This window comes from Enterobacter sp. SORGH_AS_0287 (assembly GCF_031453695.1).
Taxonomy (GTDB): Bacteria; Pseudomonadota; Gammaproteobacteria; order Enterobacterales; family Enterobacteriaceae; genus Enterobacter; species Enterobacter ludwigii.
Genome location: NZ_JAVIZW010000001.1, coordinates 1,947,657 through 1,960,991 on the forward strand (window position 1 = coordinate 1,947,657; position 13,335 = coordinate 1,960,991).

The window sequence follows — 13,335 nt, forward strand, 5'->3', positions numbered from 1 at the left end:
TGGCTGTCAGGTAAGGCGTTTGGCCCGGCTAACCTTCGTCCATTCCGGATTTGTACAGCGGGGACATAATTGATGATCGCCCGGCTGCATCGCCACAACATGGCTACATCTTATACAGGCATATTCGCCTGACTCAGGCACGGTCGTGAAACGCTCAATAAGCATATCCGGCAGAATACAGAGCCCCGGCTTCACCTCGTCGTCAGCATAGTAATAGACGCTGATTTGCCCGTTCGTTTCCATGATTGCCAGCCGCACCTGCCCGAGTTGTTCAACGCTATTCAGACGCAGTTCCATAAAAAACTCGAACTCGGTCATGTTGGCACTCTGTACATTTTCCCAGGCCAGCCGCCCGTTCTCGACGATAACCACCGGCTTCCCTTCGAGAAGATCTTCCAGCTTTTCACTTTTCGACATCAGCCACATGACAAGCCGGTAAAGTAGCGCCAGTGAGACAAAAACGATAAAGACCGGCACCATCGGCACATCGTCGTAAAAGGCGACATCCCCCGCCGCTGAACCCAGCGTCAGAATAATCAGCACCTCAAAGAGGGACATCTGCCGGACACCACGCCGCCCGGTGATTTTGAGAAACAGGAAGACCAATACAAAGGTATACAGGCTGCGCAGGGCCACTTCGCCCAAAAATTCGGGAGGAACTTTATCAAACGCCATCCGCTGGAGATCAAATGCTTTCATTTTTCTATGCCTTAACAGTAAGTTACTGTCTGTAAGCATAGTCGAGTCTTTTATTTTCGCCGAAGATAGCACCTGTCACGCAAAACCCGTATCATTGCGCGCTTTACGTACGATAAAAGTGAACGCCATGACTCAAACGTTTATCCCCGGCAAAGACGCCGCTCTGGAAGATTCCATCGCTCGCTTCCAGCAGAAACTGACCGACCTGGGCTTTAATATCGAAGAAGCCTCCTGGCTCAACCCGGTGCCTCATGTCTGGTCCGTGCATATTCGCGATAAAGAGTGTGCCCTGTGCTTTACCAATGGTAAAGGCGCGACAAAAAAAGCGGCACTGGCCTCTGCGCTGGGTGAGTATTTTGAACGTCTGTCGACCAACTATTTCTTCGCCGATTTCTGGCTGGGTGAAACCATCGCCAACGGCCCGTTTGTGCACTATCCGAACGAAAAATGGTTCCCGCTGCCTGAAGACGACGCGCTGCCGGAAGGCATTCTCGACGCGCGTCTGCGTGCGTTCTACGATCCGGAAAACGAACTGACCGCCAGCATGCTGATCGATCTGCAGTCCGGCAATGAGGATCGTGGTATCTGCGCCCTGCCGTTCACGCGTCAGTCTGATGAGCAGACCGTCTATATCCCGATGAACATCGTTGGCAACCTGTATGTGTCCAACGGTATGTCTGCCGGTAATACCCGTAATGAAGCGCGCGTACAGGGGCTGTCTGAAGTCTTTGAACGCCACATTAAAAACCGCATCATTGCCGAATCCATCAGCCTGCCTGAAATTCCGGCTGACGTGCTGGCGCGCTACCCGGGCGTGGTGGAATCCATTGCCAGGCTGGAAGCGGAAGGTTTCCCAATCTTTGCCTATGACGGCTCGCTGGGCGGTAAATACCCGGTTATCTGTGTGGTGCTGTTTAACCCTGAAAACGGAACCTGCTTCGCCTCTTTCGGCGCGCACCCTGACTTTGGCGTGGCGCTGGAGCGTACCGTCACCGAGTTACTGCAGGGCCGTGGCCTGAAAGATCTGGACGTGTTTACGCCACCGACCTTTGACGACGAAGAAGTGGCCGAGCACACCAACCTTGAAACCCACTTCATCGACTCCAGCGGTTTGATCTCCTGGGATCTGTTTAAGCAGGACGCGGACTATCCGTTCGTCGACTGGAGCTTTGCAGGTACCACCGAAGAAGAGTTCGCCACGCTGATGGCTATCTTTAAGGCGGAAGATAAAGAAGTCTACATCGCTGACTACGAACACCTTGGCGTGTACGCCTGCCGCATTCTGGTGCCGGGCATGTCCGACATCTATCCGGCAGAAGATCTGTGGCTGGCGAACAACAGCATGGGCGCGCACCTGCGTGAAACCCTGCTGGCCTTGCCGGGCAGCGAATGGGAAAAAGAAGATTACCTGAACCTGATCGCGCAACTGGACGAAGAAGGCCATGATGACTTCACCCGCGTACGCGAGCTGCTGGGTCTGGCGACCGGTAAAGATAACGGCTGGTATACCCTGCGTATTGGTGAGCTGAAAGCAATGCTGGCACTGGCTGGCGGCGATCTGGATCAGGCTCTGGCCTGGACCGAGTGGACTATGGAGTTTAACCAGTCTGTCTTCTCTGCCGAGCGCACTAACTACTATCGCTGCCTGCAAACCCTGCTGCTTCTCGCGCAGGAAGACGATCGTCAGCCGCTGCAATACCTGAATGCGTTTGTTCGCATGTACGGTGCTGACGCCGTTGAAGCCGCCAGCGCAGCACTGAGCGGTGAAGCGCCGTTCTACGGTCTTCAGGCTGTGGATAGCGATCTGAAAGCCTTCCCGGCACATCAGTCTCTGCTGAAAGCGTATGAAAAATTGCAGAAGGCGAAATCCGCTTACTGGTCAAAATAAGCGCATATAACATTATCAGCTGTAGGCGTATTCAATCGTCTGGGCTATATTACGGGGCAATTTCATTGCCCCGTTTTTTATTTTTTTCGGCAATGACTGTTGATTGTAATAATAAAGTTAAATATGGGTAAATATAATAATATTTACCTGGGCTTTACTGTTACTTTTTATGGTAATTACTCCATATTAATTAACTGTTGCAGAGGTGGCCGAAAGAAATAATTCAACTCTTTTCATAACTTTTAAAATTTATTTTTATACGGATAATCAAATACTTACTCCGCTTTTGCTGTAAATCCATACACATTGCGGGCCTATAAGCCAGGCGAGATATGATCTATATCAATTTCTCTTCTATAATGCTTTGTTAGTATCTCGTCGCCGACTTAATAAAGAGAGAGTTAGTGTGAAAGCTGACAACCCTTTTGATCTTTTACTCCCAGCTGCTATGGCCAAAGTTGCCGAAGAAGCGGGTGTCTATAAAGCAACGAAACACCCGATGAAGACGTTCTATCTGGCGATCACGGCTGGTGTGTTCATCTCTATCGCGTTTGTCTTCTACATCACTGCCACCACCGGTACTGCCGCGATGCCTTTCGGCATGGCGAAACTGATTGGCGGTATTTGCTTCTCACTGGGACTGATTCTTTGCGTCATCTGCGGCGCCGACCTCTTCACTTCTACAGTGTTGATTGTCGTGGCAAAAGCCAGCGGAAGAATTACCTGGGGTCAACTGGCGCGCAACTGGCTTAATGTCTATGTTGGCAACCTGATTGGCTGTCTGCTCTTTGTTCTGTTGATGTGGCTCTCTGGCGAGTATATGACCGCCAACGGTGGCTGGGGACTCAACGTCCTGCAGACCGCAGACCACAAAATGCACCACACATTTATCGAAGCCGTTGCTCTCGGCATCCTCGCTAACCTGATGGTATGCCTGGCTGTCTGGATGAGCTACTCGGGTCGTAGCCTGATGGATAAAGCCATGATTATGGTTCTGCCGGTTGCGATGTTTGTTGCCAGCGGCTTCGAGCACAGTATTGCGAACATGTTTATGATCCCAATGGGAATTGTAATCCGCAACTTTGCAAGCCCGGAGTTCTGGACTGCTGTTGGTTCAACCCCGGAAAGTTTCTCTCACCTGACTATTATGAATTTCATTACTGATAACCTGATCCCTGTCACTATCGGGAACATTATCGGTGGGGGTCTGTTAGTTGGGTTGACATACTGGGTCATTTACCTGCGTGGCGACGACCATCATTGATGGTTATCTCAGGCAGTAAATAAAAAATCCACTTAAGAAGGTAGGTGTTACATGTCCGAGCTTAATGAAAAGTTAGCCACAGCCTGGGAAGGTTTTGCGAAAGGTGACTGGCAGAATGAAGTAAACGTACGTGACTTCATTCAGAAAAACTATACCCCGTATGAAGGTGACGAATCCTTCCTGGCTGGTGCAACTGACGCGACCACCAAGCTGTGGGACAGCGTAATGGAAGGCGTAAAACTGGAAAACCGCACTCACGCGCCAGTTGATTTTGACACCTCCGTTGCTTCTACCATCACTTCTCACGATGCTGGCTACATTAACAAAGCCCTTGAGAAAATCGTTGGTCTGCAGACTGAAGCACCACTGAAACGTGCGATCATCCCGTTCGGTGGTATCAAAATGGTTGAAGGTTCCTGCAAAGCGTATAACCGCGAGCTGGACCCAATGCTGAAAAAAATCTTCACCGAATACCGCAAAACTCACAACCAGGGTGTATTCGATGTTTACACCAAAGACATTCTGAACTGCCGTAAATCTGGCGTTCTGACTGGTCTGCCAGATGCCTATGGCCGTGGCCGTATCATCGGTGACTACCGTCGCGTTGCGCTGTACGGTATCGACTTCCTGATGAAAGACAAATACGCGCAGTTTGTTTCCCTGCAGTCTGATCTGGAAAACGGTGTAAACCTGGAAGCGACTATCCGTCTGCGTGAAGAAATCGCTGAACAGCATCGCGCGCTGGGTCAGATCAAAGAAATGGCGGCTAAATATGGCTGCGATATCTCTGGTCCTGCAACCAACGCTCAGGAAGCTATCCAGTGGACCTACTTCGGCTACCTGGCCGCTGTTAAGTCTCAGAACGGTGCAGCAATGTCCTTCGGTCGTGTATCCACCTTCCTGGATGCTTACATCGAACGTGATATGAAAGCGGGCAAAATCACCGAGCAAGACGCTCAGGAAATGATTGACCACCTGGTCATGAAACTGCGTATGGTTCGCTTCCTGCGTACCCCTGAATACGATGAGCTGTTCTCTGGTGACCCAATCTGGGCAACGGAATCTATCGGTGGTATGGGTGTTGATGGCCGTACTCTGGTTACCAAAAACAGCTTCCGCTTCCTGAACACCCTGTACACCATGGGTCCTTCTCCGGAGCCGAACATCACCGTTCTGTGGTCTGAAAAACTGCCTCTGAACTTCAAGAAATTCGCCGCTAAAGTGTCCATCGACACCTCTTCTCTGCAGTACGAGAACGATGACCTGATGCGTCCGGACTTCAACAACGATGACTACGCTATCGCATGCTGCGTAAGCCCAATGGTTGTTGGTAAACAAATGCAGTTCTTCGGTGCGCGTGCAAACCTAGCGAAAACCATGCTGTACGCAATCAACGGCGGCGTTGATGAAAAACTGAAAATGCAGGTTGGTCCTAAGTCTGAACCAATCAAAGGCGACGTTCTGAACTTCGATGAAGTCATGGAGCGTATGGATCACTTCATGGACTGGCTGGCTAAACAGTACGTCACTGCCCTGAACGTTATCCACTACATGCACGACAAGTACAGCTACGAAGCCTCTCTGATGGCGCTGCATGACCGTGACGTTATCCGCACCATGGCGTGTGGTATCGCAGGTCTGTCCGTTGCGGCTGACTCCCTGTCTGCAATCAAATATGCGAAAGTTAAACCAATTCGTGACGAAGACGGTCTGGCTGTTGACTTCGAAATCGAAGGCGAATATCCGCAGTTTGGTAACAACGACTCTCGCGTTGATGACATGGCGGTTGACCTGGTTGAACGTTTCATGAAGAAAATTCAGAAACTGACCACTTACCGTAACGCTATCCCGACTCAGTCTGTTCTGACCATCACGTCTAACGTTGTGTATGGTAAGAAAACCGGTAACACTCCGGACGGTCGTCGCGCGGGTGCGCCATTCGGTCCTGGTGCTAACCCAATGCACGGTCGTGACCAGAAAGGTGCTGTTGCCTCTCTGACCTCCGTCGCAAAACTGCCGTTTGCTTACGCGAAAGATGGTATCTCTTACACCTTCTCTATCGTGCCAAATGCGCTGGGTAAAGACGACGAAGTACGTAAAACTAACCTCGCGGGTCTGATGGATGGTTACTTCCACCACGAAGCGTCCATTGAAGGTGGTCAGCACCTGAACGTGAACGTAATGAACCGTGAAATGCTGCTTGATGCGATGGAACACCCTGAGAAATATCCTCAGCTGACCATCCGTGTATCCGGCTACGCAGTACGTTTTAACTCCCTGACGAAAGAACAGCAGCAGGACGTTATCACCCGTACTTTCACTCAGTCCATGTAAGTGGAATTGACTGAAATCACGCGTTAAAAGGCGTACAATAAAGGCTCCACAAACGTGGGGCCTTTTTAACACTCTCTCCATCACAGTCTCTTTTGTCCGCTATCTATACTCTATGGATAACAGCCAAAACAGACTTAAACACAGCCGGTTTTGAGCTGTGCATACACAGGCCCCGGACGGGCCGATGCTGGAGATATCACCGCAATGTCAATTATTGGTCGCATTCACTCCTTTGAATCCTGTGGCACTGTCGATGGCCCGGGTATCCGCTTTATCACCTTTTTCCAGGGCTGCCTGATGCGCTGCCTGTACTGCCATAACCGTGACACCTGGGATACGCACGGCGGCAAAGAAGTGACCGTCGAAGAACTGATGAAAGAGGTGGTGACCTATCGTCACTTTATGAACGCATCCGGCGGCGGCGTAACCGCTTCCGGCGGTGAAGCCATTCTGCAGGCCGAATTCGTGCGCGACTGGTTCCGCGCCTGCCGCAAAGAAGGCATTCATACCTGTCTCGATACAAACGGTTTTGTCCGCCGCTACGATCCGGTCATTGATGAACTGCTCGACGTCACCGACCTGGTGATGCTCGATCTCAAACAGATGAACGATGAGATCCACCAGAATCTGGTGGGTGTTTCCAACCACCGTACGCTGGAGTTCGCCAAATACATCTCCGGGAAAGGCATCAAAACCTGGATCCGCTATGTTGTTGTACCTGGCTGGTCAGATGATGACGATTCCGCGCATCGGCTGGGAGAATTTACCCGCGATATGGGCAACGTTGAGAAAATTGAGCTTCTGCCCTACCACGAACTGGGTAAACACAAGTGGGTCGCCATGGGCGAAGAATATAAACTCGATGGCGTTAAGCCGCCGAAGAAAGAGACGATGGAACGCGTGAAAGGTATTCTTGAACAGTACGGCCACAAGGTAATGTATTAAGAAAAGGCCCGGTGAGAACCGGGCCTTTTTTATATTATCTGAAGACGCCATTAATAATGGTGGTCACAACCGCAGTACTCAGCGCAATTAAGACCAGATCGTCACCGACGACACGCCATTCATAACCAGGATAGGAAGGAAGCTGGCCCAGCATAGAAGCCGGCACGGTTTTCTTCGCAATGCCCGGAGGGAGGGGTTTACCGCGTGCGAGGTTTTTCGCAATACCCGGAGGCAGTGACTCATAACCTGTTAAGCCGTAATTCAGTGCCAGGTGACGGGCATGATCGAAGCTCACACGGGCGTCGACATCGTCACTGACGCTTTTATTCGATTTACCTGGATTTTCCTGTCCGTTATTTTGTTTATTACCGTGGGTACCGGAATTTCCGTTGCCATGACTACCGGAATTGCCGTGACTGCCGCCATTACCTTGTCCGCCACTGTTCCCGTGACCACTGCCATTCCCGTTACCCGGGTTAGCCATGACCGGAGCTGCAGCAAACGTTAAAGACAACACTACTGCCAGAGCGGTAGTGGTAAAACGACGAGTAGACATGATTGTTGCCTTTTAGTGATATAACTCACCTGAATTATCGCCTGGTGCAATAAACAAACAATACGTAAAAGTCTTATATGTGATGGGGACAAAAAAGCCAGTCATCGACTGGCTTTTTATTAATCAGGCATGCGCCACAGGCGTCGGGTGTTCTCCCACTTTGCGCAGCAGCATTAAGAGATAAATAAACGATACGCTGGCAATCATAATAAACAGCAAATTGTCGGAGTAATTCTGCATCAGCATCGCGGTAAAGGTCGGTCCCAGCAGGCTGCCGATGGTATAGCTCAGTAACAACGCCTGGTTCATTGCCACTAACTGGTGGTGTTCAACTTTCTCACAGGCCCAGGCCATCGCGACCGGATAGAGCGTAAAACCTGCGGCACCCAGAATAAACAGCGCAGGCGCCATCGCCGCATTGCTGAGCATGGCGAGACAGCCCATGATCACCACAAAAACCTGAACACGCAGCACCAGCAGGCGACCAAAGCGATCGGCCAGGCGTCCAATCGGCCACTGACCGACAATCCCCGCACTCACCATCACCGCCATCCAGAAACCGATCCCGGAATCGCTGACACCCTGATGGTTCAGATAAAGCGGCATCAGGCCATACAGTGAACCAAGCACAATTCCGGAGATAATACAGCCGTTAACGCCAAGGCGCGCCTGACGCAGTCTCAGCATTGGCCAGACGTGGGTTGCTTCCTGGTGTTCGCTGTTCTGGTTCACAATGCGCGTAAAGAGCAGCGGCAGGATTGCTGCCAGCACCATTCCCGTCACCCACGGCAGAACGCTCATCAGGTCGGTTGGCAGTTTGCTCACCATCAGTTGACCAAGCACGGTACCGATGTAATAAACCATCATATAGGCTGCCAGCAGGCGTCCGCGGTTACGTGACGTGCCGCTGCACATCAGCGCGCTTTCAACCACCACCCAAATCATCGCGCAACCCACTCCGGCGATAAAGCGCCATACCATCCAGCTCCAGAAGCCGACCATCAGGCCCAGCCCGGCACATCCGACAGCGAAGAGCAGCGAGGCCAGATAATAGCTGCGGTTAAAACCAAAGCGTTTAATCAGGCTTCCTGTAACCAGCGTACCCAGCAGGTTGCCGGTAAAAAAGGACGAGCTGACCATACCCACCTGCCAGGTCGGTAAGTTTTCATGGGCGAGCCACAGCGGGACGAGCGTATTTAACACTGCGATCGCCAGGGTCAGCAGAAGCAGGCCACAGAGCAATAAAAGCACTGGCCGGGTATAGATGGTCATGGATTAAAAACCGTGAGGAAGTTCAGATTTCGTGCGCATCATGCCACTGGCAAAAACAAAGTCAATCCACTGTTTTCACCGCCACGCACGATATGTTCCCTGTCGATTTAAAAAACTTATCCTGCTAATGCAACGCCTGCTATAGATATGAATTATGTATCTGTTTTTATTTATTAATGCCCGAAGTGAAAACAAAACGTCAGTTGAAAAATTTCATGATTAAAATAAAAAAAGCCGGGCGCTCCGTCCCGGCTTTATCTCACCCACGGCAACGTTAACTGGCGACGGCCATACCTACGGTCATATGCAAACCATAGAACACACCGCGGCCGATCAGTTCACCTGCGAGGACCAGCACAAAAGCCAGTGACAGGAGCGGCAGCGCGGGTTGATACCCCTTAAGCTGAGGCACAATCCAGCACACCAGTGCCACCACCAGCAGTACCACGCGCCAGGCCATCAGCGAGCCGTATGCCGGCACCAGGGCAGATGCCTGCTGAACAGAGCTGTGAATGGTTGCCAGCTCCGCGCCCTGCATCAGGGTGACGACTGCGCTCACCACCAGCGCCAGCAGTGAAACGACAGGCAGCAAACGCATCGCCCAACCGTCAACACCCGCGACGCGCAGCAGCATGAAGCCAAGAAGCGGCCCACCAATAAACAGCGTCAGGAAGAAGCTCATCGGCGTCCAGATGCTGTACCAGGTCGGCACGGTGTCGATGGTGTTATAGACCCGCACCATCATCCACACAAACACCACGCCCAGCACCATCGTGACAATCAGCCACACGCTGCGCAGCCCTGCCGGCAATTTCTTCAGTGCTGCCAGCAGCCAACCCAGCCCACCCACAGCAAAGAAGATCGCCCCGCTGGCGATTTCATTACTGAGTGACGACGCGCCCACCCGGTTCAGGGAGTTGAACACGCGCATTGGTGAGCCGAGGTGCAGCGTAGAGGCAATAAAGCCAATTCCCATCAGCACCCACAGGCCAAACATACTCAACACTAAACGTTGTTGTTGCTCAGCAGTGAGATTCCCTTTCAGCAGCGCCAGCGCGAGGACAATAAAACCGCCCGCCACACACTGCCCAAAGACCGTGAAGATCATCAGCGGCCATTCATGCCATCCACTTCCCATCTCACACCTCCTTCGGGTTTGCCAGGTAGCCGGTGGTATCCCCTGTCGGGCGGCTGTTGGCGTTAGGTTTAATCACGATGCTTGGCTTCGTGAAGTGCGCGGACGGCAGCGGCGCGACGGCCGCCAGCTGGCCATGTTTTTTACGCAGTTCGTCAATGGGACCGAAATCCAGCGCACGCAGCGGGCAGGACTCCACGCAGATCGGCTTTTTGCCGTCTGCCACACGAGTGTGGCAGCCGTCGCACTTGGTCATATGCCCTTTGGCGGCGTTGTACTGCGGGGCACCGTACGGACAGGCCATGTGGCAGTAGCGACAGCCGATGCAGACATCTTCATCCACCACCACGAACCCGTCGTCACGCTTGTGCATCGCCCCGCTCGGGCAGACCTTGGTGCAGGCCGGGTCTTCGCAGTGGTTGCAGGCAATCGACAGGTAGTAGGCAAACACGTTCTGGTGCCAGACACCGCTGTCTTCCTGCCAGTCACCGCCCGCGTATTCGTAAATACGGCGGAAGCTGACGTCCGGGGTTAAATCTTTGTAATCCTTGCAGGCGAGCTCGCAGGTTTTGCACCCGGTGCAGCGGCTGGAATCAATAAAAAATCCATACTGGGTTGTCATCGGTTACTCCTTACACCTTTTCAACCTGAACAAGGTTCGTGTGGGACGGGTTGCCCTTCGCCAGTGGCGACGGACGCTGCGTGGTCAGTACATTAATACTGCCTGCCTGGTCGATGCGATTCGCATCCGGGCTATACCAGGCCCCTTCCCCCAGCGCGACAACGCCAGGCATCATGCGCGGAGTCACCTTGGCTTCAATGTGTACCTCACCGCGACCGTTAAAGATGCGCACGCGGTCGCCATTGCTGATCCCACGGGCTTTGGCATCCATCGGGTTAATCCACATCTCCTGACGGCAGGCAGCTTTCAGTACGTCGACGTTGCCATATGTAGAGTGAACACGTGCTTTGTAGTGGAAGCCGGTCAACTGCAGCGGGAATTTCGCGGTCAGCGGATCGTTGTAGTTTTCAAAGCCCGGCGTGTAGATCGGCAGCGGATCGATAACATCCCCTTCCGGCAACTCCCAGGTAGAGGCAATTTTTGCCAGCTCTTCTGAATAAATTTCAATTTTGCCCGATGGCGTGGTCAGCGGATTGGCCTGCGGATCGTCACGGAAAGCTTTGTACGCCACGTGGTGGCCTTCCGGATCACGCTGTTTGTACATCCCCTGCTCACGGAAGGTATCGAAATCCGGGAGGTCAGGGATCGCTTTGCGGGAGAGTTCATGCAGATGGCGCATCCACCCTTCCTGCGTGCGCCCCTCGGTAAATTGCTGCTCAACGCCAAGACGTTTCGCCAGCTCAGAGGTCATCTCATAGATGGTTTTGCACTCAAAGCGAGGTTTAATGGCCTGATCGGTAAAGATGACGTAGGACATGTTGCCGCAGGAGGCATCCAGCGCGAAATCCATCTGCTCAGAGGCCGTGCAGTCCGGGAGAATAATATCGGCATATTTTGCTGAAGAAGTCATGTGGCAGTCGATCACCACAATCATCTCGCACTTCTTGTCATCCTGCAGGATTTCATGGGTGCGGTTAATTTCAGAGTGCTGGTTGATGAGACAGTTTCCGGCGTAGTTCCAGATCATCTTGATCGGGACATCCAGTTTGTCCTTACCCCGCACGCCGTCACGCAGCGCAGTCATTTCCGGGCCGCGTTCAATGGCATCAGTCCACATAAACATGGAGATACTGGTCTGAACCGGGTTTTCCAGCGTCGGCATACGTTCAAACGGCACTTCATAGGAGCCTTCACGCGCACCGGTGTTACCGCCATGAATGCCCACGTTACCCGTCAGAATGGCGAGCATCGAAATGGCACGGGTGGCAATTTCACCGTTCGCATGACGCTGTGGACCCCAGCCCTGACTAATATAGGCCGGTTTAGCCGAGCCAATCTCGCGTGCCAGTTGAACAATACGGTCTACCGGAATTCCCGTGATGGTGGACGCCCATTCCGGCGTTTTGGCAATACCGTCGCTGCCCTGACCGAGAATATAGGCCTTATAGTGGCCATTAGCCGGCGCGCTGGCTGGCAATGTTTTCTCGTCATAACCGACGCAGTATTTATCGAGGAACGGCTGATCGACCAGATTTTCAGTGATCATCACCCATGCCAGCGCGGAGACCAGCGCAGCATCGGTGCCAGGACGAATCGGGATCCACTCATCTTCACGCCCTGCACCGGTGTCGGTATAGCGCGGGTCGATAATAATCATGCGGGCATTCGATTTGGCGCGCGCCTGTTCGAGGTAGTACGTTACCCCGCCACCGCTCATGCGCGTTTCACCCGGGTTGTTGCCGAACAGCACCACCAGCTTACTGTTTTCGATATCAGACGGGCTGTTGCCGTCTGCCCAGCCACCGTAGGTGTAGTTCAGACCAGCGGCAATCTGCGCCGAAGAGTAGTCGCCATAATGGTTCAGATAACCGCCGCAGCAGTTCATCAGACGGGCCACCAGCGTTTTCCCCGGTGGCCAGGAGCGGGTCAGCGTGCCGCCGAGCGTCCCGGTGCCATAGTTCAGATAGATGGATTCGTTGCCGTAGTCTTTGATCAGACGCTGCATGTTCGTCGCGATAATGTCGTAGGCTTCATCCCAGCTAATGCGCTCGAACTTCCCTTCTCCACGCTTGCCAACGCGTTTCATCGGGTACTTCAGGCGGTCCGGGTTATAAACGCGACGACGCATTGAACGGCCGCGTAAGCAGGCGCGGACCTGATGTAACCCCTCGTAGTTATCGTCCCCGGTATTATCGGTTTCGACATATTTAATCTCACCATCCACCACATGCATACGCAGTGGACAACGGCTACCGCAGTTTACGGTACAGGCACTCCACACCACTTTTTCCGGGGTGGCCGGGGACAGTGCATCCGCCGCCGACACCAGACGAGAAAAAGGGAGCGTAAAGGCGCTGCTGGCAACGGCCAGACCACCAATTGCCGTGGTTTTCATCAACCCACGGCGAGTGACCTCGGCAGCCATTAACGCTTCAGGCGCTTTGATTTTCATAGAGACTCACTTTGGTTGCTCACAAAGAAAAGAGAGGCGGCATATGCCGCTATATAGTTTTATATATAACGAATGACTTCGTTATTGGTTTTTTATGCTGACTTTCATTCGGAGGAGTATTACTACTTTGGAGGGAGGGGTTATTGCGTCGTATCAATTCTAAGGTAT

At 52.7% G+C, this 13,335-nt stretch carries 10 protein-coding genes; 4 read left to right on the top strand and 6 right to left on the bottom strand.

Going from position 1 to position 13,335, the window contains the following annotated elements:
- Positions 1 to 6: 6 nt before the first annotated feature.
- Entirely contained in the window at positions 7 to 699 is a 693-nt protein-coding gene (locus QE396_RS09290) for a DUF421 domain-containing protein (RefSeq protein ID WP_020884820.1), read from the bottom strand.
- 127 nt (positions 700 to 826) lie between these two features.
- Between QE396_RS09290 and ycaO the strand changes: the two genes are divergently transcribed.
- The 4 genes from ycaO to pflA all read left to right on the top strand — a co-directional run bounded on the left by ycaO (position 827) and on the right by pflA (position 7,130).
- Positions 827 to 2,587, top strand: coding sequence for a 30S ribosomal protein S12 methylthiotransferase accessory factor YcaO (gene ycaO, locus QE396_RS09295; protein WP_020884821.1), 1,761 nt, complete (start codon positions 827 to 829; stop codon positions 2,585 to 2,587).
- Between the two features lie 406 nt (positions 2,588 to 2,993).
- On the top strand, positions 2,994 to 3,851 hold the full coding sequence (focA, locus tag QE396_RS09300; protein WP_025204555.1) for a formate transporter FocA: 858 nt from the start codon (positions 2,994 to 2,996) through the stop codon (positions 3,849 to 3,851).
- A gap of 51 nt (positions 3,852 to 3,902) precedes the next feature.
- Positions 3,903 to 6,185: a formate C-acetyltransferase gene (gene pflB, locus QE396_RS09305; protein ID WP_014169380.1), complete on the top strand. Its 2,283-nt coding sequence runs from the start codon at positions 3,903 to 3,905 to the stop codon at positions 6,183 to 6,185.
- 204 nt (positions 6,186 to 6,389) lie between these two features.
- On the top strand, positions 6,390 to 7,130 hold the full coding sequence (gene pflA, locus QE396_RS09310; protein ID WP_020884823.1) for a pyruvate formate lyase 1-activating protein: 741 nt from the start codon (positions 6,390 to 6,392) through the stop codon (positions 7,128 to 7,130).
- Positions 7,131 to 7,164: 34 nt separating this feature from the next.
- Here pflA and QE396_RS09315 read toward each other — a convergent pair whose 3' ends face one another.
- The 5 genes from QE396_RS09315 to dmsA form a co-directional block, all read right to left on the bottom strand.
- Positions 7,165 to 7,686, bottom strand: coding sequence for an anti-virulence regulator CigR family protein (locus QE396_RS09315; protein ID WP_020884824.1), 522 nt, complete (start codon positions 7,684 to 7,686; stop codon positions 7,165 to 7,167).
- A 123-nt stretch (positions 7,687 to 7,809) separates the two neighbouring features.
- Positions 7,810 to 8,958 (bottom strand): MFS transporter, encoded by a 1,149-nt coding sequence (locus QE396_RS09320; RefSeq protein ID WP_014169376.1) that lies wholly within the window; start codon positions 8,956 to 8,958, stop codon positions 7,810 to 7,812.
- Positions 8,959 to 9,232: 274 nt separating this feature from the next.
- Entirely contained in the window at positions 9,233 to 10,096 is an 864-nt protein-coding gene (locus QE396_RS09325; RefSeq protein WP_020884825.1) for a dimethyl sulfoxide reductase anchor subunit family protein, read from the bottom strand.
- 1 nt (position 10,097) lies between these two features.
- Positions 10,098 to 10,715, bottom strand: a complete 618-nt coding sequence (locus QE396_RS09330) for a DMSO/selenate family reductase complex B subunit (protein ID WP_020884826.1) — start codon at positions 10,713 to 10,715, stop codon at positions 10,098 to 10,100.
- A gap of 10 nt (positions 10,716 to 10,725) precedes the next feature.
- Entirely contained in the window at positions 10,726 to 13,167 is a 2,442-nt protein-coding gene (gene dmsA, locus QE396_RS09335; protein WP_020884827.1) for a dimethylsulfoxide reductase subunit A, read from the bottom strand.
- Between the last annotated feature and the right edge of the window lie 168 nt (positions 13,168 to 13,335).